Raw genomic sequence first — 15,191 nt, forward strand, 5'->3', positions numbered from 1 at the left:
GGTTGCAATGCAAGTTGGCAAAGCAAGTTTTAGCTTACATTATATTCGCCATGGATACCTGTCTTGCCGCCGAGCGTGATGTCATGGCCGAGCCCGTGACCGATACATGGGCAGCGTTTTGTGCCATCAACGCCCATCGTCGTGCAGTGCGGGACTTCGATGGCGGCGCGGTGGCCGATGAGGATATGCGTGCCGTGCTGGCAGAAGCGCAGCTGGCGCCATCCAGCAACAATCTTCAGCCCTATCAGTTTCATTGGATACGGGCCCCGCATCTGCGCGCTCAATGCGCTGCCGCCTGCCACAATCAGCGCGCCGCTGCAGGGGCCTGGGCATTGATCGTTTTAGCGGTCAGTAACGCGTTATGCGCGCGCACGCTCGACGGCTGGGTCGAACAGGTGGAGGTGTGTCCCGAGCTGGATGAGGCGTCGCGGGCGTATCACCGCAAGCAACTCAAGATTCAACGCTTGTTTGGCCGCATCGCGGGCATATCGCTTTGGACACCTTTAATGGCCTTGGCGAGCTGGATCGATCCTGTACTGATGTTTGTGCCATTGGGGCCATCGGGTATGCGCCACTGGGCGACGCGCAATAGCCTCTACGCGGTGCAAACGCTTTTGCTTGCGATAGCAGCCAAAGGCCTCGACAGTTGCCCGATGGAAGGTTTCAGCGCACGCAAGCTTGCGCGGCTATTGAAGCTACCGCGTGGCACGGTGATTCCGGTGGTCATTGCCGTTGGGCGGCGCGCACTGGATGCGCGTATCGAGCCGCGCTGGCGCGTTCCATTTGACGCTGCCATCGTCGAGCATTAAGTGCGGCAAGACATCCAAAGTGGTCATATGAAATTGTAGCGTAGTGGCTATTTTTGCAAGCCACTTTTAGGTCTAGTTTCTGCCATGCAGTGTTACTGCGCGACTTGGGAGAAATCCATGACTGGGGTCAGCAAACGCTCCGTCCACGTGCTGGTTGGATTGATGCTTGGAGTCAGCTCGCTGGTGCTCCATGCGCAGCCGGCGGATGGTGATCACGACTTCGATTTCGGTATCGGCACTTTCACGACGCACATCAAGATGCTCAACCATCCGTTGACCGGTTCTACCGACTGGACCGAACTGAGCGGCACGGTGAAGACTCGCAAGATCTGGGATGGCGGCGGAAACCTGGAGGAACTGGAGGCCGGTAGCGGCGCCAGTCACTTCCAGGGATTGACACTGCGACTCTACAACGCCGCGACGCATCAGTGGAGCCTGTATTGGGTCGATAGTGACGACGGCACCGTGGGTAACGCCATGGTCGGCAGCTTCAAGCAAGGTCGCGGTGCGTTTTACGACAAGGAAACCGTCAACGGCCGTGCCGTGCTGGTTCGCGACATCTATTCCGAGGCGACGCCCAACACCTACCACTTCGAAGAGGCTTATTCGCCGGATGGCGGCAAGACATGGGAAACCCACTTCATTGCGAATTTGAACCGCAAAGCACCCGGCGCTGCGCAAGACGATGCGTCTTCGGCCAGCGCTGAGCCGGCCGCGCAGCACGATTTCGACTGGCAGTTAGGCACATGGCGCATCCACATGTCGCGCCTGAAAGATCCGTTGACCGGCTCGCATACGTGGGCGCCGTTGGACGGAACGGTAGCGGTGGACAGGGTGTGGGGTGGGCGCGCCAATCTGGCGGTAATCGACACGCAAGGGCCTTCCGGCCATCTTCAGTTTCTTTCGTTACGCTTGTACAACCCAAAAAAGCAGCAATGGAGCTTGAATTTTGCCAAGCGCGGCGGCGGCGAACTTGGCATACCCATGGTGGGTGTGTTCAAGAACGGCAGCGGCGAGTTCTATAGCAAAGACCAATTGAACGGTCATGCCATCGATTGCCGTTTCATTTTCTCCCAATTGAAGGGTGCGGCGAGCGAGGAGCAGGCTTTTTCAAGCGATGCGGGAAAGACCTGGGAGGTGAATTGGATCAATAACTCCAGCCTCGCCACGCAAGCAACGACAGCCATGCGATAGACCCAAGGTGCGTGCCATGACTACTGCGAAGCGTCTGTGTCTATGCTTTTGCGCAATCACTGCGCTATGCACCGTGCATAGCAACGCGCAATCGTCCACGAAAACGCCGATGCCGGCTGATGCGGTGTCACCGGCACCCCGCGATGGACAGCACGATTTCGATTTCGAATTCGGAAAGTGGAACACGCATGTATCGATGCTGGCGCATCCCTTGACGGGCTCCAAGACCTGGGTCGACTACACCGGCATCACCGTAGATCACAAAATATGGAATGGCGTGGCCAACCTGGTGGAGCTGGATATGAAGAACGCATCCAGCCATCTGATGCTGGCGTCGTTGAGGCTGTACAACCCTGCCACGCATCAGTGGGGTTTGTACGTGGTCAACAGCCGCAGCGGCACACTCGGTACACCCACCTTAGGTGGATTCGCCCATGGGCGTGGTGTGTTCTATGACAAAGAGACCTGGGATGGAAAACCCATCGTGGTGCGCTTTGTCATCACCCCGCGCAGTGCCGATGCCATCCACTTCGAGCAAGCGTTCTCCGCGGATGAAGGCAAAACGTGGGAAACGAACTGGATAGCGGATGACACGCGAATCGCGCAGTGATGCGTGACAAAGCGAGCGACATCACGCTTTCCTACCGATCAGACCAGCATCGCGCCAAGCGTGCTGACGCACAGTACCAGGCAGGCTGCGAACAGGCTGTTGAGCATCAGGGTTTCGAATTTCATGATCGTTCTCCAGTGAGGTGAGTGAGGCTTTCGAGATAGATAGAGCAAGCCTCGTGCCAAGCACTCATGGGTGCTGAAAAGCCGCATTGGAGAGCCGTTTTCACGGTATTTCGCTAAGCATCGATAACTGTCCGCGGACGGTTGTCCGTGTGATGCGGACAGGACGCGGACAGCGGGCAGCGATGGACGACTGTCCGCTGTCGTGTGTTTTTTAAACCCCACGCCGCACACGCCAAGGAAGAAGCATCGCAACGCGACGGCGATAGGTGCGGTAGGGCTCGCCGAAATAGGTAGCCATGTCGCGTTCCTCCAGCTGTAGCGCGATCAGGACGTACATCGTCATGGCGGCCGCAAAAAGCAGGTGTCCGCGTGTCATGACCGGTGCGGCCCAGAACGAAACCAGAAAGCCGAGCATGAGCGGATGTCGCACGATGCGATAAAGGAAGGGTGTGCGAAATCCAATCGGCGCGTAGCTGCGGTTTCTGAGGTTCAAATACACCTGGCGCAGCCCGAACAAGTCGAAATGATTGATCAGATACGTGCTGGTCAATACCACCAGCCAACCCAGCGCAAACAACACCCATAGCACCGTCGTCACGAAAGGTGCATGCAGGTGCCACACCTCTTGCGTGATCGGCACCCAGCGCCAGAACAGCAAACACAGGATGAGGCTGGCCAGCAGCACATAGCTGCTGCGTTCGATGGCTTGCGGCATGAAACGCGTCCACCAGCGTTTGAAACCCGGCCTCGCCATCACGCTGTGTTGGAAGGCGAACAGCGCAACCAGGGCGAGGTCGATGCTTATCGTTTTGCCCAGAGATGCAGGTGTACCGCCGTCGATCGTCTTGGGAACGGGCAGGTTACCGACGAAGCCGATCAGATAAAGGAACGTTGCGAAGAAAGCCAGATAGCAAACTAAGCCATAAATAAAACACAGCAAGCGAATCATGGACGAGCCCTCCCGGACAGTGCCAGCGGTATGGCCAAACCTCGATCGAAAGACGGGACGTGAAGAAACCGGTGGCTGCCGCTGACGGGTTGAATAGATGGGAGTACTGTGGGTCGCCAGGCCGGTGATGTCCTACCCGCGCGTCGCCCCGACCTGTCCCATCGTCCGGCCACTTGCGGGCGATGAACCTCACACGCACGGGCGAAGAGGGCATTGCGATGGCGCAGCGCATTGCTGAAGCTGTACGGCGTGCAAGAGACGTGTTGCAACATCATCCCCAGCGGGGGCTTCACGATGACATGCCCGCCATCTCGCATTGGCAGCACGACACGCGCGTCGTCTCCGGTGATGCCCATGGCACGCAGGTGCTGACCGATATTCCCCGCGAACTCGGTGGGAGCGGCGACCAGGTTACGCCGGGGTGGTTGTTCAGAGCGGGCGTGGCGTCATGCCTTGCGACCTCCATCGCAATGAACGCGGCCGCCGAGGGCGTGGAACTGACCTTGCTGGAAGTCACGGTATCCAGCCGTACCGATGCACGCGGCATTCTTGGCATGAAGGGCCAGGATGGTGAACAAGTGTTTGCGGGCCCTTGCGATATGCAATGGCGCGTACGCATCAATGCACGTGATGCGTCGCCCGCGCGACTGTGCGATCTGGTCGAGCGAAGCCGTCGATGCTCGCCCATTTCCTGCGCGGTGGAAAACATGGTTCGCGTACATATGCAGATCGACACGGCGGCGCATTGAGATGGCCGCGATGGATGCCTTCTCCGAAATCCTGCGCGTCGTGCGCTTGGTGGGCGCCATCTTCATCCAGGCCAGATTCACCGCACCCTGGTGTTATCAATCGCCTCGCGCGGACTCCGTTGCGCATTTGCTGGAACCGGGCGCCGAGCGCGTCGTTATTTTCCATTTGATTACTGAGGGAACCTGTTTCGTCGAGCTGGAGGGTTGTGCGCCGACCTGCCTTCATGCCGGCGATGTGGTGATATTTCCGCATGGCGACGCACACCTGATGTGTTCGCAGCCGGGCCTGGTGCCCGGCAAAGGTGCGCCCCTGACGGACGTGTTGTCACGCAGGCCGCGCCTGCTTGCCTATGGCGGCGGCGGTCCGGTCACGCGTATTGTTTGTGGTTATCTGGCGTGTGATGCACGCCTGGCGCATATGCTGCTCGGCGGACTGCCAGCGCTTGTGCGCGTGAATGTGCGTGGATCCGACGCCGGCCTATGGTTGGAGGCTTCGGTACGTTACGCACTGAACGAAGCACGCTCACCCAGGCCCGGTGGTGCGGGCGTGTTGGCAAAGTTGGCCGAATTGCTGTTTATCGAGGTGTTGCGTCTGCACATGAACGATCCATGCAACGACCACACCGGATGGCTTGCCGGCTTGGCCGACCCCATGGTGGGCCTGGCACTCAATGCGCTGCACCAACGCCCGGCATACGGCTGGACGTTGGACGAACTCGCAAGCACGGCGAACACGTCGCGTTCCGTACTCGCCGAACGCTTTCATCACCTGGTGGGAAGCACGCCGATGCAATACCTCACACAGTGGCGCATGGTGCTGGCTGCGAATTTGCTGTGCCGGAGCAATGCCACGCTTGCGCGCATTGCCGAGGACGTCGGCTACCAGACGGATACGGCGTTCAGCCGGGCATTTCATCGTGAGTACGGTATTGCGCCGGCCACGTGGCGCCGCCGTCAAACGGTACGGGAGCAGCCCGTGCGCTAGCCTGTGAAGGTGATGGCGTGCGGCTTCGGGCCATGCGTTCCGCTGCGTCCTGCGCGATGACATGCGTGTGGCGCTGAATCGTTCCGCTCACGATTGAGTAAGGTTCACGACATTTGCGGTTCACTTATAGGGCGATGCAATGCGTCACCGCGCCGCTATTTTTTGCTGTTGCACTGCATGCAAAAAAATAGTGACGTAGTGCGCAATCTATATGCGAGCAAACACTCCGAATGCGTATTCATATCACACTCTCTACACGCCATCGCCCCCATTCTGAATTTCGCCGACCGAGCAATTCGATTGCAGTAACGGCACATATAAACGCTCGATATTAAGTGGTGAGGAGACGCAATGGTCACGCGCCTTTAGGTTTTTCCAGGGGAAAACACTCCAGCCAGCAGCTCATTAAAGACTGCGCCGACGGGCGCGGTGCTGGGCTCGGCTTTGCGAAAAAACACCGTGTCTGCGCAGGCGGATGATGTCGTTTTGTCCCGTGGCGTCGATGGGAATGGCTCGATGCGACTGCGCTCACGCCGATGAATTGTGAATCGCGTTTCTAGGTAAAGAGACGTGACAGGGGAGTGGCATGGATGCAGTCGCTGTTGTGAGTACGGTGGCTCTTGGGTGGTCCAAGGGCTCTCATCGAAACATCCTGGGGAGATTATCAATGCAAGCTAAGCAATTTCTGTTACTCGCTGGTCTCATTAGCGCAGCATGCGTTCCCGCTGCGTTCGCCGCCCCGTCGGTCGATGTTTTTGGTCAACCCGCCGCTCAGCAGGTGGGGCCGATCGAGCAGGCTGCTCGTGCGGCATGGCGTGAGACGATGACGCAAGTCGCCACGCCGTCGCAAGGCTGCTTCCACGCCAGCTATCCGAGCATCATTTGGCATCAGATCGGCTGCTCGACGCTGCGTCCGGCCGTGCACCCGATGCCGCATTATTATCGTTTCGGCGAACCGCAGACGGCCGGCAACGGTAACGACTACACCATCAATACCGGTTCGCATCACATCACCAGCGCGATCGGCACCTTCCCGACGGTCACGGGCGTGACGTCCGAGCAGAGCGTTGGCGTGCCGGCCTACGGTGACGGCGGCATCCTGGGTTCCAACGAATATTCGGTGCAGCTCAATACACAGTTCACCTCCACCACGGCGGCGTGCAAGAGCCACTCCGGCTGCACCGTGTGGCAGCAGTGGGTGTATGCGACCGACTACGAAGAAAATGGCGAAGGCGCCATCTTCATGCAGGATTGGTTGATCGGCTACGGCAGCAGCCGTTGCCCGAGCGGGTTTGGTAGCGATGGCGAAGGCGATTGCTACAAGAACAGCAATGCCGCGCTCCCGCCGGATATCTCGCCTACCGCGCTGGCCAGCCTGAAGCTGACGGGTACGGCCGCCACCGGTGGCAATGACACCGCTGTCGTCACGTATGACGGCGATGCCTACAGCACCAGTCAGGCAGACAGCACGCTGGATATCGCGTCGGTGTGGAACACCGGTGAATTCAATGTGGTTGGCAATGCCGGTGGTTCGGAAGCCGAGTTCAACAGCGGTTCGTCCATCACCGTGAATCTGGCGGTGAGCGATGGTTCCACCAGCGCCCCGACCTGCGTGGCCGATTCGGGCACCACCGGCGAGAGCAATAACTTGAACCTGGGTAGCTGCACGGCATCGGGTGGTTCGAACCCGTCGATCCAGTTCACCGAATCGAATTAAATCGAACTAAATCGGATCGCAGCGCGCTGCGTTTCGAAATCGTGCAAGAGCCGAGGGAGCGATCCCTCGGCTCTTTTTTTGTGTCGCAATGTTTTGCAGGTAGGGAAGCGCTACAGCATCGCGTCTTATCGGTATGGCTGCTCGTTGCGCGCATGCAAACGTGATGTGCGCGTGAAGAAGCCTCAGCTTCGTGGGCAGGGGGAGCTGTTGCACGGAGGCGAATTGTTGTTGGAAGTACCGAGGCTTCTGGATGGTCCAGAAGTTTTAAACCGATAGCCATTTGCATAGTGGGGAGACATCAATGCAAGCAACGTTCAAGTTCGCACTCGCCGCCGCGCTTATCAGCGCCATGTGTGTTCCTGCTGCTTTCGCAGCGCCGTCCACGGATGTTTTCGGGCAGTCCACCGCTCAGCAGGTCGGTCCCATCGAGCAGGCCGCGCGCGCGGCTTGGCGCGAAAACATGGCGCAGATCGCCACGCCTTCGGAAGGCTGCTTCCATGCCAGCTATCCGAGCATCATTTGGCATCAGGTCGGGTGCTCGACGCTGCATCCCGCTTTTCACCCAATGCCCCGTTATTATCTTTTCGCCGAACCGCAGACCGCCGGTAACGGCAACGACTACACCATCAACACCGGCTCGCATCACATCACCAGCGCTGTCGGCACGTTCCCGACGGTCACGGGTGTGACCTCCGAAAAGAGTGTTGGCGTGCCGGCCTACGGCGATGGCGGCATCCTGGGCGCCAACGAATACTCCGTGCAGCTCAACACGCAATTCACCTCCACCAGTGCGGCATGCAAAGGCCACTCCGGTTGCACCGTGTGGCAGCAGTGGGTGTATGCGACCGACTACGAAGAAAATGGCGAAGGCGCCATCTTCATGCAGGACTGGCTGATCGGCTACGGCAGCAGCCGTTGCCCGAGCGGCTTCGGTAGCGATGGCGAAGGCGATTGCTACAAGAACAGCAACGCTGCGCTGCCGCCGGATATCTCGCCCACCGCGCTGGCCAGCTTGAAGCTGACCGGTACGGCCGCCACCGGTGGTAACGACACGGCTGTCGTCACCTATGACGGCGAAGCCTACAGCACCAGCCAGAAGGACAGCACGCTGGATATCGCGTCGGTGTGGAACACCGGCGAGTTCAACGTGGTCGGCAATGCTGGCGGTTCGGAAGCCGAATTCAACAGCGGCAGCTCCATCACCGTGAACCTGGCCGTGAGCGATGGCTCCACCGCTGCACCGACCTGCGTGGCCGATTCGGGCACCACTGGTGAAAGCAACAACTTGAACCTCGGCAGCTGCACTGCTTCGGGCGGCACCAACCCGTCGATCAAGTTCACCGAGTCCAACTAAGCCAAGCTAACGCAGTTCGCTGCGTGATGCTGAGAAGAGCCGGGGGAGGGATCCCTCGGCTTTTTTTTGATGGCATCTCGCGTTTGAGAAGGTTATTTGACGCATGTGCGAGGACGCTGGTCTTATCGCTGCCCTATAAATTCCGCGAGTACCTAAAGCAAACGGTGTACTGGCGATGGTCCCTTCGCCATTTCGGGGGAGATCGCTGAGTCAAAAGAGCGGTCGCTCGCAATGCCGGAATGCAGAGGCGGTTTGCGAATCTGGAGATTTCGGAGGTACTTTAGTGCTTGTCCTTGATGGTTGGATATGCGCGTTCGATATCTTCATGCAGTGACAGTACTGCTTCTTTGGCACCTAGATTGAAGGCGTGCGTTTCTCTGAATAACGCCTTGGTCATCCCGTTAAGGACGCTAGCGGTTCCATTGAATAATTCCTGGAAATCGGCGGGTCGAACGTTCGCCTGTGCGAATGCATCGCCGAACGTTATCCCACGTTCCCGATGACCAAAGACTTTATTGCGCAGCACGCTTACCTTCACCCATAGATGCTTGATCTCAGCTCGTTTCCTATCCAGCTCGTCCAACTTTTCACTTGGTAATCGCGTCGTCAATCGAAGCTGGCGTAGAACCCCGGGGATGTTGACGCTGTCATGGTTGGTTTCGTGCAGACAGTAAAACGCGATGATCATCGACGTGAAGTGGGCGCTAATGGCCGTCTGAAAATAAGGAACGTAGCGGTTCTGAACTTTCCAATTCGGGGTGGTTTGCAGGGCCTGCCAAGCTTCAAGGTTGAGTCCAGCAAACGTAAGTAGGCGCCTTAGCTCTTCGATTTCGCCACGTAGTTGCTCATTGGTTAGGGTTGGCTGTGTGGTACTCAATGTGACGACTCCGGGATAAACAAGAAATTTGAAGTCCACGCATTCGTTGCGATGATCAATGCATAACTACGCAGCTCCGAGGGCTATAGCGTAGTTTTGTAGTCGATCTGGGGGCGTTCGACCAAATCCATCATCCGCATCGGCTTTACCGACACGACAAAATCCGCGTCCCCTGACAGATAACGCTTCGTCTTTATGCGATGGTCTTAGTGTCGGGTGTGCCCATCTGGCTTTGATGAGTTCGGCACACCCGACATGAGTGAAGCAACGCGGATCGCCTGGGCAGCCACCCAAACGATCCGCTGGCCACAACCAACTAAAGACAGAGAGAGTTGATCATGGTTATTCCCGATCATACGGTACGCACGCAGTCGCGTGTCCCCGCCACGCCGTTTTTTGTACTGCTTCACCGCCTCGCCTACGGCGCGGCGTCGGGCCACTCAGGGCTTTCGTAGAAACGGAATCGGATCCTTCCGCTTTTACGTGCAGGGTTTTTCCTGCATTGCCCTTCACGCCACGCGCAATACGTGGCGTGACTTAACGACATGGAGTGAGCCCATGAATAACGTGCATGACTTGATTAACCCGCCAGGCTATCTGCTGTCCCAGAACGGCTATGAAGATCTGCAAACGATCCGCGACAAACTTCAGCTTATGGGCCAGCTTGCGGGTACTGCATCGACACCGGGTGACAGCAAGGCCGTTCTACTGTTGCCGCGTGTGTTGATCGGCGAGTTTTTTATCGATTTGAGTGTGCAGCTCAGCCGCGTTTTGGATGCGGTGGAGTATTACGCGGAGCATGTAAATCGGGTGCCGCCGCACTGACTGCCGTTCATCGCGCTTGCGTCAACGTGGGCTCCGCTGTGAATGTCGACATCAACGGCATGACCTGCACGGTGGCCTATGTGAAGGCCCATCAGCCGGGGCGTCGCAGGCAATTGTGAACAGTAGTGGGCAGGCCCCGTAGCCACGGCCGAGGGTGTGGGTGTCCGGGAATCAGCCCACCGATGCGATTTGGTTTGTCACACCAGGCCCTAAAGATATCCCTGCACCGGCCGATTTAGCCGGAAATTCGAAATAGTTGGCCGCGATGGCATCGTGAGGGCATCTTTCGCGCACCGTTGGTCCAGCCTTTGCATGTAAAAAGTGGTAGCAAAAGGCCGCTGGGCAGCCAGGAAGGGGGCGTATGGCTTGCCGGTGTGATTCGCAAACGGTCGCCCACGGCCGAATAAGGACGTTGCGTAAACCCTTGCGTCAATAAATTGCGATCAACCATCTTGGGTTGGCAGCGAGCGTGGTCCCATTCGATGTCCTGGAAAGAGTTCCCTGATCTGCTAGCCGTAGGGTTGCTGATCTACGCGTTTGTGTCGGTTTCGCGGCCCGCTGGCGGTTTGACCACTCGCTTATGGTTGGCGGGTTGGATTTGTATTGAGCTGCATTTCGCGGCCTATTCGTTTCTCGACGTGTCCGGCACCGGTGGCCTGATCGCAGATATTTTCGGCACGGCCGCGCTGACCTGGTGCGCGGAACTGTTCGGTTGGTCCATGGACCCTCTGCCGCAGCGCTGGGGCAGCCGGCTGCTGTTTTGGGCCATGTCGGCGGTCTATACCCTGTACATCACGTTGGCGTCGCTGACGTCCGTGCCGCACTGGGTCATGGTGATGGCGGCAAGCCTTTTTGCGTGTGTGCCGCTTGCCATTGTCATGGCAACCCCGCACAGGCAACGGCCGGGAAGCCGGTGGATTGCGGTGGGGCTGAATGTCGCGCTGGCGGCGGCGTTGCTGCGCTGGCAGTTTTCCGCGCACGGCCCCGATCTGATGGTGGTCATGCCGTTGTTTGTCGTTTATTTCACCTGCTGCCTGCAGTTTGCCTTTTCGAAGCAGCGGCGGACGGGTGGTTTCGTGGTGACGTTGCTGGGCTTGCTGGCATGGTCGCTGGTGTTTCCGCTCGGCCTGACGTTCGATGTGTTTTTCCCGACCGTGCAAGTGGGTGCGGAGGTATGGAACCTGCCCAAGTATCTGGTTGCCGTGGGCATGATCCTGTTGCTGCTGGAAGGCCAGCTGAAACGGAACCAGCACCTTGCGCATCATGATGCGTTGACGGGGTTGCCTAATCGCCGCTTGTTTCAGGACCGCATCAACGGTGCGCTGGAGCGTGCGCGCCAGCGACAGGCGCGCATGGCGATGCTCGCCATCGATCTGGATGGCTTCAAACAGGTGAACGATACCTTGGGCCACCATGCCGGCGATGAAGTGCTGCGGCATGTGGCGCGCCTTTTCACCGCACGCCTGCGACGCATCGATACGCTCGCCCGCACGGGTGGCGATGAGTTCTCGGTGGTGCTCGAAGGGCCCATCACGCGCCATGAGGCCACGCGGGTGGCTGGTGTGCTCAGGCAATTGCTGGAGACGCCGTTGTCGGCGTCGGGGCAGAACATCCAGATTGGCGCGAGCATTGGGCTGGCCATGTTTCCGGACGATGCCCAGACGCTGGATGATTTGTGCATCCTTGCCGACGAACGGATGTATGAGGCCAAGCGCAGCGGTAGCGGCAGCGTATAGGCCATTTGACCGGTCGTCGCAGGTACTGAGCAAGCAGGCGAGGGCGCTTCCCACATCGCGCCCGGTACGGATTTTTGGCTACTATCGGCTCTTCACGTGCCACGCCTGTCACCATGAGCTCCCTGCCTGATCTTCAAGCAAGATTGATCCACGCCTTCAACCGCAACGATTGGCCGAGCGTGTTGCAATTGGCCGCACAGGTGCAGCTCTTGGTGCCGCGGGAGAGCATGGCGCCATTCATGGCCGGCGTGGCGCACATGCAGCTTGGGCAACTGCCGCACGCGGTAACGATGTTGCGCACGGCCACACAGCTTGAACCTAACCGCGCCGATTTCGCCGCGAACTATGCCAAGGCCCTTTCGCTCACGCGGCAAATGCAGGAGGCGCAGCAGGCGGCGGAGCGTGCGCTGGCGCTGGGGCCCGCCGATCCCATGACGTTCGAAATTCTGGGTGTCGTTTTCAGTCAGTCACACGCGCACGCCCGTGCGCTGGAGATGTTCCGCCGCCTGGTCACCATGGTGCCCAATCACCCGCCTGCGCATTTCTACTTGGCGTTTGCGCTGATCGCGATGGGTGACATGGATGCGGCCGAGAAGGAGCTGGAAGCATGCGTTCGCCTCGATCCGAACTACGGCATGGCACATTTGAAACTGGCGGGACTTCGCAAGCAGACGGCGGAACGCAACCATGTGGAGCGGCTGAAGGCCTTGCTCGTTCGCTATGCGAACCATCCCGGCGCGCAGCTCTATATGAACATGGCGCTGGCCAAGGAGTATGACGACCTTGGCCAATATGCCTCCGCCTTCGAACATTTCCGCCGTGGCAAGGCGGTAGGCAAGGAGCGGCGCGTTCGATCGATGGAGCGTGATGACGGTATTTTTCAGCGCTTGATAAGCAGTTTTTCGCAAGCGCCAGTGGCGTCGGGCGATCCGGGCGATGCACCCATTTTTATCATCGGCATGCCGCGCACGGGCACCACGTTGTTGGATCGCATTCTTTCAAGTCATCCGGACGTGTATTCGGCGGGCGAGCTGGTTGAGTTTCCCGCTACGCTGCAACGCGTCTATGGCGGCAACACGCCGTTGTTGCTCGATCCGCAGTTGCCTGCGCGCGTAGCGCAGCTCGACTGGCGCAAACTGGGCGGGGATTACCTCGCTGTTACCCAACCGCACGCCGTGCATGCGCGGCATTTCATCGACAAGATGCCGCATAACTTTCTCTATGCGGGCTTTATCGCCAGCGCGCTGCCGAACGCGAAAATCGTCTGCCTGCGCCGCCATCCGCTGGATACCTGCTTGGGCAATTTCCGGCATCTGTTCGAGCAGGAAACCTCTTATTACGACTATTCGTTCGACATCATGGATGCGGGTCGCTACTACATCGGTTTCGAACGCCTGATGGCGCATTGGAGCCGCGTGTTTCCCGGCCGCATCTTCGACGTGCAGTACGAAAAACTGGTGACCGCGCAAGAGGAGACCGTTCGCGGTTTGCTCGCCTTCTGCGGGTTGCCGTGGAACGATGCGTGCCTGCAATCGGAACGCAATGCCGCGCCGGTCAATACGCCTTTGGCGTGGCAGGTGCGTTCACCGGTGAATGCAAGCGCTGTTGGTCGCTGGAAACACTACGCCGCTGAGCTTGCGCCGCTGCAAGATCTGTTGCGCAACGCAGGTATTGCGGCCGACTAAGAGCTAATTGGCTGCCGCAGGCCGGGCGTGCGATCAACCGTCGCAGTCCATGGGTGTAACTACAACAGCGCTGACAACAGGCCGTGATGGACGCGCATCACTTGCGCGTGATTGCCTGACACTCGCGCACCATGTTGAACAAGGTAGGCCCGGAGACCAGCTCGATCTGCTTGCCTTGCACGAAGCGTTGCGCATCGTCGGTGAAGTGGCCGATGGCGACGATCTTTACCGCATCGGCGCCATGATGCATCTGCAGGCCGTACATCTCGCGCACGATCCGCACATCGACCAGCTTGGTGCGCCATTGTTTGCATTGCACCAGCGTGGTGGTGCCGTCCCTATGCAGAATCAGGTCGACGCCGCCGTCGGCGCCGCCCAAGCCAATCTCGCGCACTTTGTAACCCTGGCGCCGAAACGCTTCACCCACCAGCATTTCGAATTCGCGCCAGTCCATGGCGCTCAGGCTGCGCAGCCCAGTCTGGGAAGCCAGCAGGCGTCGCCGTCGGCGGCCATCCATAAAGGAAACCAGCGCGGCGAGCCAGCAGGCGATCAACAGCAGCCAGGCGACAGGGGCGTAAGCGCCGTCGTCCAGCGAGTTTCCCAGTGCCTGGCCGATCGGACCACCGAAGGTGGTCATGCACCAGCCCAGGCCGTAGCGCATGGCAACGTAGCCCGTTGCGCCAAGGACGATGCCGGCTTGCCAGGGCAGCTTGGAAACCATTTCGATGCCGCTGTCTTTGCGCCTTCCCACCGCCCCCTCCCGAGCACTTGCTTTTTATTGGAATGATCCAGACGACTCGCGGGTGCGGTCTATCGAACCCAAAGCAGGAATTGAGCCAACGAATCCCCCGTGCGAAGGTGTAGGCGACGTGATGGCCCAAGCGGAGAAGGCATGTCGATAGTGCCCGGAAGTGGTTGTTTTGCTTTGCGCCCTAAAACTCCGTTCGAGATTGAAGCTGCGCATGGGAGCGGCTTTGACGACGTTGTCACGTGACTGCCAGCGTCACTCCTGACGCAATGCGTAACAACGCGGCGATGGGCTCATGCGGCAAGCGGCCGGCGAAAACGAATTTCGTCCACATCGATGCCCCATATGCGATCCGTTCGGGCAAGGCCATCGGGCGACCAGCCATCGGCCCGATACAGGCGTGCGGCGCGGGTATTGCCGTTGAGTAACCATAAAACGGCATGTCGAAAACCCAGTTCGACCAGACGCTGACGTGCCGCGGCAAGCAAGGCTGTACCCACGCCACGTCCCCACGCATCGGGATCCACGTAGAGTGCGCACAGTTCGCCGTGATCAGTGATATCGCTATCACGCGCTGGTGCGATGGTGGCAAACCCACGAATGGCATCGTTTTCCACCGCCACTAGTGTCATGGGGCGGCGCGTATCGTTGGTCGCGAAGTCGTAGCGCAGGGCGCGTTCTTCCGGGCGAAGTTGCGCAAGATATTCGCCAGAAAGCAGATGGCGATAACCCACCTGCCAGGCGCGCACGTGCACACGCGCCACGGCCAGGGCGTCCTCGGGTTCGGCGGCTCTGAGCAACATGCGGCCAGTCTGGCACGCTTCGGCG

The 15,191-nt window shown here is 59.1% G+C and carries 14 protein-coding genes; 10 read left to right on the plus strand and 4 right to left on the minus strand.

Annotation, left to right across the window (positions count from 1 at the left end; translation table 11 throughout):
• The first annotated feature begins 50 nt into the window (after positions 1-50).
• The 3 genes from DWU98_RS02895 (at position 51) to DWU98_RS02905 (ending at position 2,613) form a co-directional block, all read left to right on the plus strand.
• Positions 51-809 (plus strand): nitroreductase family protein, encoded by a 759-nt coding sequence (locus tag DWU98_RS02895; RefSeq protein WP_230474626.1) that lies wholly within the window; start codon positions 51-53, stop codon positions 807-809.
• Between the two features lie 117 nt (positions 810-926).
• A complete protein-coding gene (locus DWU98_RS22150; RefSeq protein ID WP_230474627.1) occupies positions 927-2,003 on the plus strand; it encodes a hypothetical protein in 1,077 nt (358 codons plus the stop codon).
• A gap of 16 nt (positions 2,004-2,019) precedes the next feature.
• Complete coding sequence (locus DWU98_RS02905; protein ID WP_230474628.1) at positions 2,020-2,613, plus strand: hypothetical protein; 594 nt, start codon at positions 2,020-2,022, stop codon at positions 2,611-2,613.
• Positions 2,614-2,949: 336 nt separating this feature from the next.
• Here the strand turns inward: DWU98_RS02905 and mddA are convergent, their stop codons facing one another.
• Positions 2,950-3,687 (minus strand): methanethiol S-methyltransferase, encoded by a 738-nt coding sequence (gene mddA / locus DWU98_RS02910; protein ID WP_115493939.1) that lies wholly within the window; start codon positions 3,685-3,687, stop codon positions 2,950-2,952.
• 182 nt (positions 3,688-3,869) lie between these two features.
• On the opposite strand from mddA, the gene DWU98_RS02915 reads away from it, so the two are divergent.
• The 4 genes from DWU98_RS02915 to DWU98_RS02930 all read left to right on the plus strand — a co-directional run bounded on the left by DWU98_RS02915 (position 3,870) and on the right by DWU98_RS02930 (position 8,492).
• Complete coding sequence (locus DWU98_RS02915) at positions 3,870-4,436, plus strand: OsmC family protein (RefSeq protein ID WP_230474629.1); 567 nt, start codon at positions 3,870-3,872, stop codon at positions 4,434-4,436.
• 10 nt (positions 4,437-4,446) lie between these two features.
• The gene (locus DWU98_RS02920; protein WP_115494174.1) at positions 4,447-5,421 is read left to right on the plus strand and encodes an AraC family transcriptional regulator; all 975 of its coding nucleotides are present in this window, start codon (positions 4,447-4,449) and stop codon (positions 5,419-5,421) included.
• 667 nt (positions 5,422-6,088) lie between these two features.
• Complete coding sequence (locus tag DWU98_RS02925; protein WP_115493940.1) at positions 6,089-7,138, plus strand: hypothetical protein; 1,050 nt, start codon at positions 6,089-6,091, stop codon at positions 7,136-7,138.
• Positions 7,139-7,439: 301 nt separating this feature from the next.
• Positions 7,440-8,492 (plus strand): hypothetical protein, encoded by a 1,053-nt coding sequence (locus DWU98_RS02930; protein ID WP_115493941.1) that lies wholly within the window; start codon positions 7,440-7,442, stop codon positions 8,490-8,492.
• A gap of 280 nt (positions 8,493-8,772) precedes the next feature.
• Here the strand turns inward: DWU98_RS02930 and DWU98_RS02935 are convergent, their stop codons facing one another.
• A complete protein-coding gene (locus tag DWU98_RS02935; RefSeq protein ID WP_230474630.1) occupies positions 8,773-9,369 on the minus strand; it encodes an AbiU2 domain-containing protein in 597 nt (198 codons plus the stop codon).
• A 558-nt stretch (positions 9,370-9,927) separates the two neighbouring features.
• On the opposite strand from DWU98_RS02935, the gene DWU98_RS02940 reads away from it, so the two are divergent.
• The 3 genes from DWU98_RS02940 (at position 9,928) to DWU98_RS02950 (ending at position 13,615) form a co-directional block, all read left to right on the plus strand.
• Positions 9,928-10,194, plus strand: a complete 267-nt coding sequence (locus tag DWU98_RS02940) for an XAC0095 family protein (RefSeq protein ID WP_115493943.1) — start codon at positions 9,928-9,930, stop codon at positions 10,192-10,194.
• Positions 10,195-10,676: 482 nt separating this feature from the next.
• The gene (locus tag DWU98_RS02945) at positions 10,677-11,930 is read left to right on the plus strand and encodes a GGDEF domain-containing protein (RefSeq protein ID WP_115493944.1); all 1,254 of its coding nucleotides are present in this window, start codon (positions 10,677-10,679) and stop codon (positions 11,928-11,930) included.
• 113 nt (positions 11,931-12,043) lie between these two features.
• Positions 12,044-13,615, plus strand: coding sequence for a tetratricopeptide repeat-containing sulfotransferase family protein (locus DWU98_RS02950; protein WP_115493945.1), 1,572 nt, complete (start codon positions 12,044-12,046; stop codon positions 13,613-13,615).
• Positions 13,616-13,712: 97 nt separating this feature from the next.
• On the opposite strand, the gene DWU98_RS02955 is transcribed toward DWU98_RS02950, so the two are convergent.
• The gene (locus DWU98_RS02955; protein ID WP_115493946.1) at positions 13,713-14,366 is read right to left on the minus strand and encodes a restriction endonuclease; all 654 of its coding nucleotides are present in this window, start codon (positions 14,364-14,366) and stop codon (positions 13,713-13,715) included.
• A gap of 290 nt (positions 14,367-14,656) precedes the next feature.
• Entirely contained in the window at positions 14,657-15,166 is a 510-nt protein-coding gene (locus DWU98_RS02960) for a GNAT family N-acetyltransferase (RefSeq protein ID WP_115493947.1), read from the minus strand.
• Positions 15,167-15,191: the final 25 nt, after the last annotated feature.

This window comes from Dyella monticola (assembly GCF_003363155.1).
GTDB lineage: Bacteria > Pseudomonadota > Gammaproteobacteria > Xanthomonadales > Rhodanobacteraceae > Dyella_B > Dyella_B monticola.